Origin of the sequence: Neorhizobium petrolearium (assembly GCF_017873175.1) — a bacterium.
GTDB classification, from domain to species: domain Bacteria; phylum Pseudomonadota; class Alphaproteobacteria; order Rhizobiales; family Rhizobiaceae; genus Neorhizobium; species Neorhizobium petrolearium.
The window spans coordinates 28,501-43,539 of the sequence record NZ_JAGGJW010000011.1 but is presented as its reverse complement, the minus strand read 5'-3'; the positions used below and the strand labels follow the sequence as shown (position 1 = coordinate 43,539).

Here is a 15,039-nt window from a genome sequence, read left to right as displayed (position 1 = left end):
CCAAATTCGAAATGAAAAACCCGGTCAAAGATGGCCGGGTTTTTTCTTGTCCAGAATTTCGAGAACGACGCCGGCCGCTGCTTCGCCCGGCGGTACAGGCACCTGCAGGCGCTGCCAGGTCAGATCAAACCCTTCCATCATGGCGTACCGCTGCGTGGTATTGCTGGACAGCCGCTCCGCCCAGCGGCAAAGGCTGCCTGGCCGCACCACTTCGTTGATATATTCCGGCACCACGGGATAATCGGCAATCAAGTTCGGCAGCGCGCCGGACCAGATCTTGATCCGTTTCGACATCAGCGTGATCAGCCAGTCCGCCTTGTAGGCCGAGACGACGGGCACGTTCGAGAGGGCGAGCTCGAGAATGACGGTGCCGGAGGCGGCAATCGCCGCATCGGCTTCCGCGAAGGCGGCCCATTTGCTCTCCGCGTCTACGGTGATCTCGGGCTTGACCGGAAGGGCTGCCGCTAGTTCGCGCACCAGTTTTTCCTGGCGCGGTACGGTCGGCAGCAGAAAGCGTGCCTTGCCGTTGCGCGCGACGAATTCCCGTGCCGCTTCGCCGAACACCGGCAGCAGCGCCTTGATCTCGGCGGATCGCGAGCCCGGCAGAAGCAGGATGGTTTTCTCCTGATGCTTTACCTTCGCGGGACGCTCGGCGCGAATGCCGCGCACCTTGAGCAGCGACGGATCGTCCGTCAGCCGATGACCAACGAATGTCGTCTCGGGGCCGCCGAGCCGCTTCATCGCCTCCGGTTCGAAGGGCAGCACGGCCAACACATGATCGACATAGGCGAGCATCGCCGTGGCGCGATATTCCTTCCATGCCCAGACGCTCGGGCAGACATAGTCGATGATCGGCAGATCGGGCAGAGCCGCTCGCACCTTCTTCGCGACTCGATGGGTGAAATCCGGGCTATCGATGATGACCAACACATCCGGTCTGGCGGCGACGGTCGCCGCGGCCGTCTGTTTGATCCTTCTAACCAGGTTCGGCAGGCGGGCCAGCACCTGGGTGAGGCCCATGATCGACAGTTCGGAAAAGTCGAAAAGCGAGGCCAAGCCCTGCGCCGCCAGCGCATCACCGCCGACGCCGATCAGTTCGACCGGTCCGCCATGAGCCGCCTTCAGCGCCGCAATCAGATCGCCCCCCAGAAGATCGCCGGAGACTTCGCCGGCGACAACACCGACCTTCAAGGCTCTGCTCATGACAATCCTCCATTCAGCAGGCCGAAATTCGAGAGACCAAGGTCGATGCCGAAGACGAAAATGCCCGCGGCATCCGCGGCAGCGATCATCGTCTCCTCCTCCAGCACCAGCGCACGTCCGGCCTCCACAGCGATGCCTGCGAGCCCGGCCTTCACCGCTTTCTCGACGGTCGAAGGGCCAATTGCGGGAAGATCTGCGCGCATATCCTGCTGCGGTTTGCAGAGTTTGACCAGCACTCCTCTCCGACGCGCTGAAATACGTCCCTCGGAGCGCAAGGTGGCGACCCGCTCCAGCATGCGGTCCGTGCCCTCCACACCTTCGAGCGCAACCACGCGGCCGCCGACGCTCACCGCGCCCTGGCCGATATCGAGTTCGCCTAAGCGCCGGGCCGCCTCCGAAGCCATTTCGATATCGCGACAATCCTCTTCGGAAGGCTTGTGGGCGCCAAGCGGCCCGGTTCTTGCTAGCAACCCGGGAGCAATCTCATGCGCGCCGATCACCCGGCAACCCTGCGCCTCGATGATACCGATCGCCGCCTGCAGCAGCGCGTCGTCGCCGCCGGAGACCAGCGTGCGGACCAGTTGCGGCAGCTTGCGCAGCGCCTTCCAATTGGGGCGAATGTCGCGCCAGTCCGGCCGCCGGGTAACCCCGCCGGAAAGCACGACGCGATCGATGCCTTTCTCGCGGAAAATCCGGTCAAAGCCGACGATGTCGGCAATGCTGGCCGTGGCAGTCTCGAAGCCGTCAAACCGCTGGTTGGACTCGTTGCGCAGCGGAATGACAAAGGGGTTTTCACCGGTCGCACGTGCAGCCTCCGCCAGGTGGACCGGCAGGAATCCGTTTCCGGCGATGATCGCCAGCCGGCCCTTCGGCGCAAGGTCCGGCACGGCAGATCAGCCCTTGCCGCGGAAGGGAGAAGAGAGAGCGCGGTCGCTGTCGGCCGCGATAAAATCAAGAATCTCGATCACTTCCTTGCAGTCGGCATATTCATCACGGATCGCCGCTGCATTGGTGCGGATATTGCCCTCGCCTTCGAATATCTGCTTGAAGGCACGTCGCACCGCGTGGATGGTCGAACGTTCGATGCCGGCACGCGTCATGCCGACCACGTTCAACCCGCCGAGCACGCCCGGATTGCCGTTCAGCATGCCATACGGAATGACATCGTAATTCACGGCCGAAAGCCCGCCGATAAAGGCCTGTCGGCCGATGCGGGTGAACTGGTGCACGGCGCAGCCGCCGCCGAGGATGGCGCGATCCGCCACATACACATGCCCCGCCAACATGACATTGTTGGACATGATGATATCGTTGCCGAGCTGGCAATCATGGGCGACATGGGAATTTGCGAGAAACAGGCAATTGTTGCCGACAACGGTCTTGCCGCCACCGCCGACCGTGCCGCAGTTCATGGTGACGCCTTCGCGAATGGTGCAGTTGTCGCCGACCATCAGCGAGGAATTCTCGCCGGCCTCATGAAGACTTTGCGAAACCCCGCCAATCACCGCCATCGGAAAAATGCGGCAATTGCGGCCGATCTCCGTATTGCCGGTGACCACCGCATGGGAAATCAGCTCGACACCATCCTTCAGCACGACGCGCGGACCGACATGCGAGAACGGGCCGACGACGACATTCTCCCCGATGACGGCGCCGTCTTCGACCACCGCAAGCGGATGGATGCGCGCGCTGGCAGCGATCTTGCTCATTCGCCGCCCTTACGCATCATCGCGCCGATATCGGCTTCCGCAACAAGCGCTCCATCGACCTTGGCGTCGCAATGGAATTTCCAGATATTGCCGCGCTGCTTCTGCTTGATGACATGGTATTCGACCCGATCACCCGGCACGACCGGCTTGCGGAAACGGGCGTTGTCGATGGTCATGAAATAGACGAGGTAGCCGCCCTCGCCTTCCTTCCGCGCACATATGGCGCCGGCAGTCTGAGCCATGCCCTCGATCAACAGAACGCCCGGCATGATCGGCCGATCCGGGAAATGGCCGGTGAAATGCGGTTCGCTGGCGGTTACGTTCTTGATGCCGATAGCGGAATTGTCGCCATCGATCTCAATGATCTTGTCGACCAACAGGAAAGGATAGCGGTGCGGCAGCAGCTTCATGATTTCCTGAATGTCGGCCGCGCCGAGCTCCGGCTTGGTCTCATCAGTCATTCTTCTTTTCTCCTTTGCGCTTTGCCCGCTCATCCGACCGCGCCATGATCTCGGCCATGTCCCGCAAGAAATCCTTCATCGGCCGGGCCGGAATACCGCCATAGACCAGACCCGGCGGAACATTGGCGACCACACCGCTCATCGCGGCAATCTGGGCTCCATCGCCGATGGTGATATGGCCATTAATGCCAGACGCGCCGCCGATCAATACACCGTTGCCGATCTTCGTGGAGCCCGCGATGCCCGCGCCTGCGGCGATGCCGCAATGGCGACCGATGCGGACGTTATGCGCGATCTGAACCTGGTTGTCGATCTTGGTTCCTTCGCCGATCACCGTATCGTCCATCGCCCCACGATCGACAGTCGTGTTGGCACCGATCTCCACATTGTCCTGGATGATCACGCGGCCGATCTGCACGATCTTCAGCATGCCCCTCGGACCCGGCGCGTAACCAAACCCGTCCTGCCCGATGCGGGCCCCGTTGTGAATGATGACATTATTGCCGATCAGGGCCACGAAGACGCTCGCGCCTGCGGCAATCGTGCAATCCCGGCCGATCTTGACGTCAGCGCCGACAACGCTGCCCGCGCCGATCCGCGTTCCGCTGCCGATCTCCGCCCGAGCACCAATCACGGCCATAGGCTCGACTTCAACCCCCGGCTCCAGCTTTGCCGTGGGATCGACGAAAGCCGCAGGCGAAATGCCCGGCGGCGATGACGTAACCGGCGCCGGCCGCATTGCCTGCGGGTGCAGGATCGCTCCGGCCTGCGCGAAGGCCGTATGCGGCGTCTTGGTCAACAAGACAGGAATATGGTCGGGAACGATTGCGCTGATGGCCGACTCGCAGAGAATCGCGGACGCCCGGCAGGTCTCGAGTTCATGCCGGCTCTTGCGAGACAGGATATAACAGATCTGCCCTTCACCCGCCCGCGCAACCGGCGACACCGAATGGATCATCCGGCCGCCGGCACTTTCATCAAGCAACTCGGCCCCAAGACGGACGGCCAGCTCACGCAGGCTCATGCCATCATGGGGCGGAAAGAATTCATTGGGGTCCATAAAGCCAGAACTCCAGAACAGATTTCCGCCCACCGTCGCGGGCGGAAACGATCAGAACTGGTTCGCCATGCTGAACCGGAATTCCTGGGTTTCGTCGAAGTCTTCCTTGGCGACCGGCTTGGCGTAATCGAAGCGGATATTACCGAATGGCGATGCCCACATGACGCCGACGCCGACGGATGCGCGCCATGACATGCCCGTACCCTGCGCGGTGCTGGTACCCAGGTTGACGTCATTGCCGTAAAGCGTACCGGCATCCGCGAAGACAGCGGCGCGCAGACCGAAATCCTCCGGGAAAGCCGGCATCGGCATCGACATTTCAGCCGAGGCCGTGAAGTAGGTCGTGCCGCCCAGCGGATTGCCATGATCGACCGTGCGCGGACCGATACCGTCGTTCTCGAAGCCACGAATCTGGCGACCGCCGATCGTGAACTGATCGAAGACGTGCAGGTCGTCACCCGTCGAGACAACGTGACCGGCACCGACCGCGATCGAGCCGATCAGGTCCGCTTCCGTCGACAGCGTCTGGAAATAACGGGCGCGTCCGGAAATCTTGTAGAAATCGGAATCGCCGCCAAGACCCGCATATTCGTGCGTGATCGTTGCATAGATACCCTCGCGCGGCAGCGTCTGGCTGTCGAGCGTGTTGTAAGTCAGCGTCTGCGAGATCGACGACTGGACAAAGGTTCCCTCGTCGATCATCGCGGCATAAGGATACGAAACGTTGTCGTCGGTCGTGAACGGCCGCCCATCGGCCCCGAAAGCGCCGTCGTTGTCGTATTTGATTTCCTTGTAGGTGTAGCGGAACGTCGTCGCCAGATCCTCGGTGATCGGCGCCGTGACGCGCAAGGTGACGCCCTGTTCCTCGTAGTCGTAATAATCGTTCGATGACGTGGAGCTCTTGAAGAGGTCGAAGCCCGCGGCCAGACGGTAACCCAGGAAATAGGGCTCGGTGAACGAGATATTGTAGGTGCGGGCATCGTCGAGACCGCCGCCAACCGCAACGCGGATGAACTGTCCGCGCCCCAGGAAGTTCTTCTCTTCGACAGAGGCCTCCAGGATGAAGCCGTCGCCCCCTGCGGAATAGCCGGCACCGATACCGAACGAGCCGGTCGGCTGGTCTTCCACATCGACCACGACGACCACCCGGTCGGATGCGCTACCCTGCGTCGTCGAGATGTTGACCTTCGTGAAATAACCCAGCGCTTCCAGGCGACGCTTGGCGCGCGAGATCATTTCCTGGTTGAAGGCATCGCCTTCGCTGAAATCGAACTCACGGCGGATCACGTAGTCACGGGTGCGGGTGTTGCCGCGAACCTCGATGCGCTCGACATAAGCACGCTCGCCCTGATCAACGAGATAGGTGACGCCGATCGTGTGGTTTTCCATATTGCGGTCGCCACGCGGAGTGACACGAGCGAACGGATAACCGGCCGCGGCAACGCGCCGGGAAATCCCTTCCATCGTCTTCTGGATCTCGCGCGCATCGTAAGTGCCGCCTTGGCGAGTCTCGACGAGCCCCTGGAGATCCTCGCCGCTGACGCCTTCGACGGTGGATTCGACCCCGATGTTACCGTACTGGTAACGCTGACCTTCCTCGACGGTGAAGGTGATGTTGTATTTGTTGGTCGACTCGTCGAGTTCGGCACTCGAGGAAATCACCCGGAAATCCGGATAGCCGTGATTGTAATAGAACTGACGCAGCGCATCCTCGTCGGCGCGCAGCTTGTCCTCGCTATAAATATCCTTGCGGGTCAGGAAAGACAGCGGACCGGATTCCTTCGTGATGATCACGGATTTCAGGCGGCCGTCACCGTAAGCCTGGTTGCCGACGAAATTGATGTCGGCAATCTTCGTGCGGTCACCTTCGTTGATCACGAAGGCAAGATTGACACGGCCCTCGCCGACCGGTGCGGTCTGCGTGGTGACCTCCACATCGTCACGACCGATCGCCCGGTAGGCTTCGCGGATGCGCTCGATATCGGCATTGATCATCGTCTCGCTGTAAGGACCGAGCGGCTGCGTCTGCACCACCGTCTGCAGCTTGTCGTCCTTGATCTTGCGGTTGCCGTTGAACACGACCTGGTTGATCAGCTGATTCTCGCTCACCGTAACGACCAGCGTGCTGCCGGAAACGCTTATACGCACATCGGAGAAGTAGCCGGTTGAATAGAGCCGGCGTACGGATTCGTCGATGTCATTGTTGGAAAAGGAGACACCGGGACGGATCGTCAGATTGGAACGAACGGCTTCCTCGCCCGCCCGCTGTGCGCCCCGAACCTGGACGCTCCGGATTACCGCCGCTTCGGCAGAAGGTGCGGAAGCAAGTACCAGTACACCTGCGCCCGATGCAACAACACTAGCAGACAGCGCAACCGCCGACACTGCGTTCAAGAACTTTGAACCAGCCTTCATTTTCAATTCTTACCTTTTCCCGTTGTCCCTCACCGGGTGGGAGCCCGACTCCGGCCACGTGTGTCGTTTTACCTTCTTTTGCCCTACAAGCAAGCGATCGCGTTAATTTCTGTTTACTTCCTTCTCATGCGTGACCCAATCGCCACGCAACAGTTGGAAACATGGTGAATAAACAGTTTCCTTCATTATTTGAAGGACATCAGCCGATCAGGTTGCTGATGTCGTTGAAGGTCGCGAAAACCATCAGGCTCAGCACCATGGCAAGTCCGATGCGAAAAGCCATCTCCTGAGCACCGGCTCCCAGCGGTCTGCCACGCACTGCCTCTATGGCATAGAAAACGAGATGTCCACCGTCCAGAACCGGGACAGGCATCAGATTGAGAAGCCCGATCGATACGGAAAGAACGGCCGCAAGCTGGATCACGGCGGCAAAGCCGAGCGTCGCCATCTGTCCGGATGCCTGGGCGACGCGCACCGGCCCTCCGAGCTGATCGGCCTTCATGCGGCCGGTCACCAGGTTGCCGATATAGCGGAAAGTGCCCGTGATGATATGCCCGGTCTCCGTGACACCTTCTGCCACCGCCTGCAGCGGCGTGAAGCTCTCGACCCGGAAATTGCCGCGCTCCTCGTTGGTTACGATGCCGATCAGGCCAAGCTCGACCTTGTTGCCGAACTGGTCGGTGATTTCCGTCCGCTTGGGGACCATCGGCAGGTCAATATCCTGACCGTTGCGCTCGACCGTCACGACGATCGGGGTCTCGGGCCTGACACTGACATAACGCCGCACGTCGTCGAAGGTGCGGATGCGCGAGCCGTCAAGCGCCACCAGTCGATCACCGGGCTCAACGCCGGCCGCCAGAGCGGCGCTATCCGGCTGCACTTCGGCAACCACCGGATCGGCAACGACCTTGCCGTAAACGCTGAACAGGACTGCGAAGATCGCAATCGCAAGGATAAAGTTGGCGATCGGGCCGGCCGCGACAGTCGCCGCCCTCTTCCACAATTTCGCCCCGGCCAGCGTCTGGGCCCTCTCTTCCTCAGTCATCCCCTGAAGCCCGCTCGCATCCGGCAGGCTCGCCGCATCCTCATCGCCGAAGAACTTCACATACCCCCCGAGAGGGATAGCGGAGATCTTCCACCGCGTGCCACGACGATCGGTAAACCCCGCAAGTTCCGGACCGAAACCGACCGAAAAGGCGGTGGCTCGAATGCCGCACCAGCGGCCGACGAGGTAATGGCCCATCTCATGCACGAAAACGAGCAGCGACAGGACGAGTATGAAGGGGATGATGTAGCCGGTGATGAAGCTGAGGAGGGCCATCAAAGTTTCCGTTTCAATATTCTACCGGTGGCAGCGCCTTCAAAAACCGAAAAGGAAGGCAGCAACCGATATACCAAGATGGCCCGTCGAGGCCGAGTAAACAAGAGTCAACAGAAACGCTGCGAAACAGGCGAAAACGAGGCCGTCGACACGGTCCATGACACCGCCATGTCCCGGAATGAGATGGCTCGAATCCTTCACGCCGAACCGGCGCTTGATGAAGGATTCAAAAAGATCACCGATCTGGCTGGTGACGGACAGCAGGATCGAAATCGCCACGGTCCAGAGGGACAGCCGCGAAAAGACGACCAGCGCCACCGCCGAGCTCGCGATTGCAGCGGAAACGGTACCACCGATCGCACCCGACCACGTCTTTCCCGGCGAGATCCTTGGCGCCAGTTTCGGTCCCTGCAACGCCCGACCGACAAAATAGGCGAAGATGTCGGTTGCCCAAACGACGGCAAAAATAAAGAGCGTCGCAACGAACCCGGCCTGATCGTCGGCCCGAATTGCGGCGAGCGATATCCCGCTCAGGCCGCCATACACGATGCCGCCCGGCAACCACCAGCTTCCCTTGCGCCACAGCACGAGGAGAATGGCCGTGATCGCAGCGCCGCCCAGAAGGGGGATCGCCAGATCCCTTTCACCGAAGACGATATTGTAGGCGACCAGAAGGATCGCGACCCAGCCGAAGGCATTTGCCGAAAAATCGCGTTCGGCAAGTTTGGTTATCGTCGACCATTCGTAATAGATCAGGATTGCGATCACCGCCGCCAACGCGCGGAAGGAAAAACCGCCATACCAGGTGGCCGCAAGCACGACCACCGCAAGAACCAGGCCGGAAACGATGCGGCGTTTGAGTTCCGGGCTCATCAACCGACCACTGCGGCGGTCTGGTTCGACAAGCCGCCGAAACGCCGGTCGCGCGACGCGAAAATCCTGAGGGCATCATAGAAGAGCTTGCGGTCGAAATCAGGCCAGTATTCCGGGAGGAAGACCAGTTCGGAATAGGCGGCCTGCCACAAAAGGAAGTTCGAGAGCCGCTCCTCGCCGCTCGTGCGGATGATGAGATCGGGATCGGGAATGCCGGCAGTGTCCAGGCTCTCGCTGATCCGATCGGCATCGATATCGGCCGCCGTCAACAGGCCAGCCTCCACGTCGCGGGCAAGCTTGGCGACCGCACGGGCGATCTCGTTTCTCGCGCCATAATTGAAAGCGATGACGAGCGTGAGAGCCGTATTGAACCGCGTCGTCTCTTCGGCCTCCACCAGCAACGGCAGAATGTCGCCCTGGAGTTCATCGCGCTCGCCGATCACCCGGATGCGAACATTCTCGCGATGAAGTTCGGCGAGATCGCGGCGGATAAAGCGGCGCAGAAGGCCTAGAAGATCGTTCACTTCGGATTCAGGGCGGCTCCAGTTCTCCGAGGAAAAGGCAAACAATGTCAGATATTTGACGCCAGCCTCGCCTGCGGCGCGCACCGTTTCCCGGACTGCTTCCACTCCTTTGCTGTGCCCGACGGTGCGGGGAAGCCCGCGCTTGTTGGCCCAGCGGCCATTGCCATCCATGATGATGGCAACATGTTGAGGGATGATCGCAAGTTCGGGATTCGCCATATTCTATGCGGTTCCTTTGGCGGCCAAGGTCAAGCCTTAGACCTGCATGATTTCCTTTTCTTTGTCCGCAAGCAAGCGGTCGACTTCGGAAATCGTATCATCCGTCATCTTCTGCACTTTTTCCGATTGCGCGCGGCTGTCGTCCTGGCCGATTACGCCGTCCTTTTCGGCTTTTTTCAGGCCGTCCATACCATCGCGTCGCACATGACGGATCGCAACCTTGGCCTTTTCCGCATAATCATGAGCAACCTTGACCAGCGACTTGCGGCGCTCTTCATTGAGTTCGGGAAGCGGGATGCGCAGATTCTGGCCGTCAACAATCGGATTGAGGCCAAGATGCGATTCGCGGATCGCGCGATCCACCGCACCCACCATCGACTTGTCCCAGACAGAGACGGAGAGCATGCGCGATTCCGGCACGGTGATGTTGGCCACCTGGTTCAGCGGCATACGCGAACCGTAGGCCTCGACCGTCACCGGATCGAGAATATTGGCCGAAGCCCGGCCGGTCCTGAGCGACGCGATATCGCCCTTGAAAGCGCTAATTGCGCCATCCATGCGGCGCTTAATATCGTTGAGATCGATTGCTCCACTCATCACATCTACTTCCTTATTGTTATTTGGGCGGCCCTGAAAACCTGCGGCTCAGTTGTCCGCTACGATGGTCTTGCGGCCGCCGCCGGTCAAGATTTGTGCGAAGCCACCCTTTTCATGAATCGAGAACACGATGATCGGTATCGCATTCTCGCGAGCAAGAGCTACCGCCGCCACATCCATTACAGCCAGCCCCTTCTCGAGCACTTCGCCATGCGTCAGCGTCTCGAAACGGGTCGCGGCCGGATCCTTCTTCGGGTCGGCCGAATAGATACCGTCCACCTGAGTGCCCTTGAAGATCGCCTCGGCACCGATCTCGGCGGCGCGCAGCGCGGCAGCCGAATCGGTCGTGAAGAAGGGGTTGCCCGTGCCGCCGGCGAAGATCACCACCCTGCCCTGCCCCAGATGATGCAGCGTGCGGAGCTGGGTGAAGCTCTCGCAGATTTCCGGCATCGAGATCGCCGAAAGTACCACAGTGTCGACATTCAGCTTGCGAAGCGAGGTGGCAAGTGCAAGCGCGTTGATAACCGTGCCGAGCATGCCCATGTGGTCGCCGGTCACCCGGTCACCGCCTTTGGATGCGACCGCCACACCGCGAAAAATGTTGCCGCCGCCGACCACCACACCGACCTCGACACCCATGGCGCGGGCTTCTGCGATATCGGAGGCGATCCTGTCTGCAACATTGACATCGATCCCGAAGCCCTGGCTGCCCATCAGGGCTTCTCCGGAGGCCTTGAGCAAGACACGCTTGTAGAGGGGCTGAGGCGACATGGGGGCTCCTTGGAATCGAGACTGCCTGCGGAGGGAAACGGCTTGCGGATACACGAAGGGCACCGGCTTGTCACCCGGTGCCCTTCGGTTTTGTCGGCTTTTGCTAATGCGCTTTATCAGCCCTTGGCGGCTGCGGCGACTTCTGCCGCGAAATCCGTTTCTTCCTTCTCGACGCCTTCGCCGAGCAGCAAGCGTGCCATGCCGGTCACTTCGATCGGGGCGCCGACGTCCTTCTCGGCAGCCTTGATGGCAGCGCCGACGGTCAGGTCCGGATTGATGACGAAAGCCTGCGAAAGAAGCGCTACTTCCTCGAAGAACTTGCGCATGCGGCCTTCGACCATCTTCTCGATGATGTTGTCCGGCTTGCCGGAAGCACGGGACTGCTCGATGAAGACGTTGCGCTCACGCTCGGCAACGGCCGGATCGACTTCCTCGGCGCGGATGGCCAGCGGCGCGGTTGCAGCGATGTGCATCGCGACCTGCTTGCCGATGGCGGCGAGCGCGTCCTTGTTCCCGGTCGACTTCAGCGCGACGAGAACGCCGAGCTTGCCGAGACTGTCGGCAACCGCGTTGTGGATGTAGGTCGCAACGACGCCATCCTCGACGGAGAGCAGCGCGGCGCGGCGAAGATTCATGTTTTCGCCGATCGTCGCAACCGCGTCCTTGATCGTGTCGGCAACGGACTTGCCGGACGCCGGATAGGTCGCAGCACCGATTGCGTCGACGGAACCGTCGGTCGAAAGCGCCACTTCGGCAACGCCTCGGACGAGGCCCTGGAAGGCGTCGTTGCGGGCGACGAAGTCGGTTTCGGAATTGATCTCGACGGCCACGGCCTTGGTGCCGGCGCTGGCGATGCCGATCAAGCCTTCGGCTGCAGTGCGGCCGGACTTTTTGTCGGCCTTGGCAATGCCCTTGGCGCGCAGCCAGTCGATCGCTGCTTCCATGTCGCCATTGGTTTCAGCAAGCGCCTTCTTGCAGTCCATCATGCCTGCGCCGGTCTTTTCGCGCAGTTCCTTGACCATTGCGGCTGTGATTTCGGCCATTGTTTACCTCTTGTCGATTCATTTAGCGCCCAGCCGGTTTGGCGGGCGCATGGATTTCGGGACGATTATACCCGGAGTATGACAGCGTGATGTTTCGATCCACACCGCCCGGTTTCGGTTCCGAGACGGGGGAAAGAGGCGGCTTGATCGCCGCCTCTCCATGAGAAATCAAGCTTCGGCTTCGCCTTCCAGCGCCGGCTCGATCGGGGCTTCGGCGGAAGCGCCGATATCGCGGCCCGAAGCGCCCTGCTGACGGGCAATACCGTCGATGGCAGCACGGGCAATCAGGTCGCAATAAAGAGCGATGGCGCGCGAGGCATCGTCATTGCCCGGGATCGGGTAATCGATGAGGTCCGGATCGCAGTTCGAATCGATGATGGCGACGACCGGAATGCCCAGGCGCTTCGCTTCGTCGATGGCGATCTTTTCCTTGTTGGTATCGATGATGAACATCAGGTCCGGCGTGCCACCCATGTCGCGGATACCGCCGAGAGCCTTTTCAAGCTTCTCGCGCTCGCGCTCGAGGTTCAGGCGCTCCTTCTTGGTGAAGCCCGATGCTTCCGAAGACAGGATCTCGTCGAGCTTGCGCAGACGCTGGATCGAGTTCGAGATCGTCTTCCAGTTCGTCATCATGCCGCCGAGCCAGCGGGAGTTGACGTAATACTGGGCCGAACGCTTGGCGCTGTCGGCGATCAGTTCCGAAGCCTGGCGCTTGGTGCCTACAAAAAGAACGCGGCCGCCACGGGCGACGGTATCGCTGATGACCTGCAGGGCGCGCGACAGCATCGGCACGGTCTGTGCGAGGTCGATGATGTGGATGTTGTTACGATCGCCGAAGATGTACGGCTTCATCTTCGGGTTCCAGCGGTGGGTCTGGTGGCCGAAGTGAACACCAGCTTCCAGAAGCTGGCGCATGCTGAAATCAGGCAATGCCATGCCTTTTTCTCCTTTTCCGGTTGAACCTCCGCAAGGCGATCAGCAAACCCTTCGGGAATGCCACCGGCGGAAAAGCCCGGATTTCTCCCGGACGATCCCATGCCCTACGTGTGGAATGCGGCTGGCCATACATTCGATTTGCCGGAAATGCAAGGGTATGGCGAAAAAAGCTTGAACCTTGCGGAACGCCGTGAGGCGGCGCCTTTGCGCGCTTCAGTCCTTCTCGGCCTCGGCGCAAGGCCATCTCTTGGGCATTACCAAACCGGCAGGAAGTTTGGTAGCGGCATTGCCGCAGGCTATGTCCACCTGATGCTGATCGAGGCCGATCGCCGCCGAAAGATCCACGCCCTCTATCCGCGTCAGAAAAAAGAAGGCGTCCTCGAAATTGATCGCCCCCTCGAAAACGGCTGTTGTCAGATCGGCACGCGACAGATTGGAATAGGAAAAATTCGCACCGGTGATCACGGTCTTGTCAAAAATGGCCCGACTCAGATCGGCTTTCTGGAAATTGGCATTTTCCAGCTCAGCCCGGGAAAAATCGGCGCGTTGCAATTCGGCAGCCATAAAGGATGCGTCATTTGCACGGACGTCCTGAAATCCCGCCCGATAGGCCTCCACTCTTTGAAAATTCGCCCTGTCGGCACGCGCACCGGCGAGGGCTGCCCGAACGAGCGTCGCCTTGGTAAGATCGGCGGAAACGAAATTGGAGTTGCGCAGGTCCGTATAGCTGAAATCGACATCGACAAGATTTGCCTGGACGAAATCGCTGCCGTCCAACATGAGGTTCTTCTTGCCGCATCCATGCCAGTCCACACCGGCGAAAGGACTTGTCCGACAATCCTGGGCCTGCGCCGGGCTCGCCAAGAGCCCCCCCACCGCAGTCAGCAGCAACAAGATACCCACCAAAACGACCAATTTGCGCACAGTTACCAAAGCCTGTCCCCCATACCGATCAGGATCATCCAACCGTTTGCGTATGATACAGGGGCCACGATCGAATTTCACCTGGGAACACGCAAATCGCTGCAGCAAGACATTACGGTTTGCAATCCGTTTTACCGAGCATTTCCAGCTTCACCAAGCTTCCCGAGAGTACAAAGTCGCCATAATCCAGGGTGAGGTCGCGGGTGATGCCGTTCTCGTAGAGCTTGAACGACATGTTGTAGACCGGCATGGGATCGCCCTGCGTGGCCTCGTTGAAATAGGCGATCGTCACCGGCCAGAAGGGTGTCTTGGAAAATTCGCCGGCCTTGTCGGCATCGGCGTCATCCTTTTGCGGGGTTTGCGGCTTGCCGATCACGGTCGTCGTCAACAGCGCCTGATCGCCGTTTTCCGAACCGTCGAATACCCGTGCCTCGAAGAAATGCTTGCCTTGCTTGGCATTCCGGATGACGTCCAGCATATGGCCGGTCGGGAAATCGCTGGCGGGCAGGTCGATCTCGCGCCCGTCCGGCTGGGTGATCTCAACCTTGACGCCTTTTTCCGCAACGCTCGCATCGCCACTCACCTGCCGGTCGAGCTGCTCATCGGTGAAGGATTTGGTTTCGAAATGGAACTGTCGAGCGGACATGTCCTCGAAGGTCGTGGTCTGCTGGTCGCTGAGGCGCGTTTCCTCGCCGGTGTCGATTCTGGTGACCAGCCGGAAATTCGTGGAGAAGCCGGTGCAGGCGGAACCGGTGAACTCATAGACCATGCGGCCGAACATGCCTTCGATGCCGGAACGTTCGGACGCATCCTTCAGCTTCAGATCGTAAATGGCCCGATGCGGCACAAGCGCCAGGGCGGCGCTGTCGGTATTTGCATCCGCGGAGGTGGCTGCCATGAGGCTCGCACCGCCGGCAAGGATCACACCGAGGCTCATTCGCAGCATGCACATTCTCCTGTTGGACTCAGTCCGGGGTGTTATA

Annotated in this window: 15 protein-coding genes; all 15 read right to left on the bottom strand. The window is 60.4% G+C overall.

The window, feature by feature from the left end; genetic code table 11:
* Positions 1-24 precede the first annotated feature (24 nt).
* The 15 genes from lpxB to J2046_RS20670 all read right to left on the bottom strand — a co-directional run bounded on the left by lpxB (position 25) and on the right by J2046_RS20670 (position 15,002).
* Positions 25-1,203 (bottom strand): lipid-A-disaccharide synthase, encoded by a 1,179-nt coding sequence (lpxB, locus tag J2046_RS20740; protein WP_210055146.1) that lies wholly within the window; start codon positions 1,201-1,203, stop codon positions 25-27.
* Positions 1,200-2,090, bottom strand: coding sequence for an LpxI family protein (locus J2046_RS20735; RefSeq protein WP_210055144.1), 891 nt, complete (start codon positions 2,088-2,090; stop codon positions 1,200-1,202). Before J2046_RS20735 ends, lpxB begins: the two co-directional genes overlap by 4 nt.
* A gap of 6 nt (positions 2,091-2,096) precedes the next feature.
* Complete coding sequence (gene lpxA / locus J2046_RS20730; RefSeq protein ID WP_210055142.1) at positions 2,097-2,912, bottom strand: acyl-ACP--UDP-N-acetylglucosamine O-acyltransferase; 816 nt, start codon at positions 2,910-2,912, stop codon at positions 2,097-2,099.
* The gene (fabZ, locus tag J2046_RS20725) at positions 2,909-3,373 is read right to left on the bottom strand and encodes a 3-hydroxyacyl-ACP dehydratase FabZ (protein WP_037154974.1); all 465 of its coding nucleotides are present in this window, start codon (positions 3,371-3,373) and stop codon (positions 2,909-2,911) included. Before fabZ ends, lpxA begins: the two co-directional genes overlap by 4 nt.
* Positions 3,366-4,433, bottom strand: a complete 1,068-nt coding sequence (gene lpxD / locus J2046_RS20720) for a UDP-3-O-(3-hydroxymyristoyl)glucosamine N-acyltransferase (protein ID WP_210055140.1) — start codon at positions 4,431-4,433, stop codon at positions 3,366-3,368. The genes fabZ and lpxD overlap by 8 nt, the downstream gene beginning before the upstream one ends.
* A 51-nt stretch (positions 4,434-4,484) precedes the next feature.
* A complete protein-coding gene (gene bamA, locus J2046_RS20715) occupies positions 4,485-6,848 on the bottom strand; it encodes an outer membrane protein assembly factor BamA (RefSeq protein ID WP_210055138.1) in 2,364 nt (787 codons plus the stop codon).
* Positions 6,849-7,047: 199 nt separating this feature from the next.
* A complete protein-coding gene (rseP, locus tag J2046_RS20710) occupies positions 7,048-8,169 on the bottom strand; it encodes an RIP metalloprotease RseP (protein WP_210055135.1) in 1,122 nt (373 codons plus the stop codon).
* A 39-nt stretch (positions 8,170-8,208) separates the two neighbouring features.
* Positions 8,209-9,042 carry a phosphatidate cytidylyltransferase gene (locus J2046_RS20705; RefSeq protein WP_210055133.1) on the bottom strand — a complete coding sequence of 278 codons (834 nt, stop codon included), beginning with the start codon at positions 9,040-9,042 and terminating at the stop codon, positions 8,209-8,211.
* On the bottom strand, positions 9,042-9,785 hold the full coding sequence (locus tag J2046_RS20700; protein ID WP_037154963.1) for an isoprenyl transferase: 744 nt from the start codon (positions 9,783-9,785) through the stop codon (positions 9,042-9,044). Before J2046_RS20700 ends, J2046_RS20705 begins: the two co-directional genes overlap by 1 nt.
* Positions 9,786-9,821: 36 nt before the next feature.
* The gene (frr, locus tag J2046_RS20695) at positions 9,822-10,382 is read right to left on the bottom strand and encodes a ribosome recycling factor (protein WP_210055131.1); all 561 of its coding nucleotides are present in this window, start codon (positions 10,380-10,382) and stop codon (positions 9,822-9,824) included.
* 48 nt (positions 10,383-10,430) lie between these two features.
* Positions 10,431-11,153 carry a UMP kinase gene (gene pyrH, locus J2046_RS20690; protein ID WP_210055129.1) on the bottom strand — a complete coding sequence of 241 codons (723 nt, stop codon included), beginning with the start codon at positions 11,151-11,153 and terminating at the stop codon, positions 10,431-10,433.
* A gap of 116 nt (positions 11,154-11,269) precedes the next feature.
* Positions 11,270-12,196: a translation elongation factor Ts gene (tsf, locus tag J2046_RS20685; protein ID WP_210055126.1), complete on the bottom strand. Its 927-nt coding sequence runs from the start codon at positions 12,194-12,196 to the stop codon at positions 11,270-11,272.
* A 168-nt stretch (positions 12,197-12,364) separates the two neighbouring features.
* On the bottom strand, positions 12,365-13,132 hold the full coding sequence (gene rpsB / locus J2046_RS20680) for a 30S ribosomal protein S2 (RefSeq protein WP_210055125.1): 768 nt from the start codon (positions 13,130-13,132) through the stop codon (positions 12,365-12,367).
* A 213-nt stretch (positions 13,133-13,345) separates the two neighbouring features.
* Entirely contained in the window at positions 13,346-13,912 is a 567-nt protein-coding gene (locus tag J2046_RS20675; protein ID WP_411828530.1) for a pentapeptide repeat-containing protein, read from the bottom strand.
* 256 nt (positions 13,913-14,168) lie between these two features.
* The gene (locus J2046_RS20670) at positions 14,169-15,002 is read right to left on the bottom strand and encodes a cell envelope integrity EipB family protein (RefSeq protein ID WP_210055121.1); all 834 of its coding nucleotides are present in this window, start codon (positions 15,000-15,002) and stop codon (positions 14,169-14,171) included.
* Positions 15,003-15,039: the final 37 nt, after the last annotated feature.

Bases quoted from the DNA above. Each gene is read 5' to 3' on its own strand.
- fabZ (WP_037154974.1), bottom strand. From the start codon at position 3,373: ATGACTGATGAGACCAAGCCGGAGCTCGGCGCGGCCGACATTCAGGAA.
- tsf (WP_210055126.1), bottom strand. From the start codon at position 12,196: ATGGCCGAAATCACAGCCGCAATGGTCAAGGAACTGCGCGAAAAGACC.
- pyrH (WP_210055129.1), bottom strand. From the start codon at position 11,153: ATGTCGCCTCAGCCCCTCTACAAGCGTGTCTTGCTCAAGGCCTCCGGA.
- lpxB (WP_210055146.1), bottom strand. From the start codon at position 1,203: ATGAGCAGAGCCTTGAAGGTCGGTGTTGTCGCCGGCGAAGTCTCCGGC.
- J2046_RS20670 (WP_210055121.1), bottom strand. From the start codon at position 15,002: ATGCTGCGAATGAGCCTCGGTGTGATCCTTGCCGGCGGTGCGAGCCTC.
- lpxD (WP_210055140.1), bottom strand. From the start codon at position 4,433: ATGGACCCCAATGAATTCTTTCCGCCCCATGATGGCATGAGCCTGCGT.
- J2046_RS20675 (WP_411828530.1), bottom strand. From the start codon at position 13,912: ATGTTGGACGGCAGCGATTTCGTCCAGGCAAATCTTGTCGATGTCGAT.
- frr (WP_210055131.1), bottom strand. From the start codon at position 10,382: ATGAGTGGAGCAATCGATCTCAACGATATTAAGCGCCGCATGGATGGC.
- bamA (WP_210055138.1), bottom strand. From the start codon at position 6,848: ATGAAGGCTGGTTCAAAGTTCTTGAACGCAGTGTCGGCGGTTGCGCTG.
- J2046_RS20700 (WP_037154963.1), bottom strand. From the start codon at position 9,785: ATGGCGAATCCCGAACTTGCGATCATCCCTCAACATGTTGCCATCATC.
- lpxA (WP_210055142.1), bottom strand. From the start codon at position 2,912: ATGAGCAAGATCGCTGCCAGCGCGCGCATCCATCCGCTTGCGGTGGTC.
- J2046_RS20705 (WP_210055133.1), bottom strand. From the start codon at position 9,042: ATGAGCCCGGAACTCAAACGCCGCATCGTTTCCGGCCTGGTTCTTGCG.
- rseP (WP_210055135.1), bottom strand. From the start codon at position 8,169: ATGGCCCTCCTCAGCTTCATCACCGGCTACATCATCCCCTTCATACTC.
- rpsB (WP_210055125.1), bottom strand. From the start codon at position 13,132: ATGGCATTGCCTGATTTCAGCATGCGCCAGCTTCTGGAAGCTGGTGTT.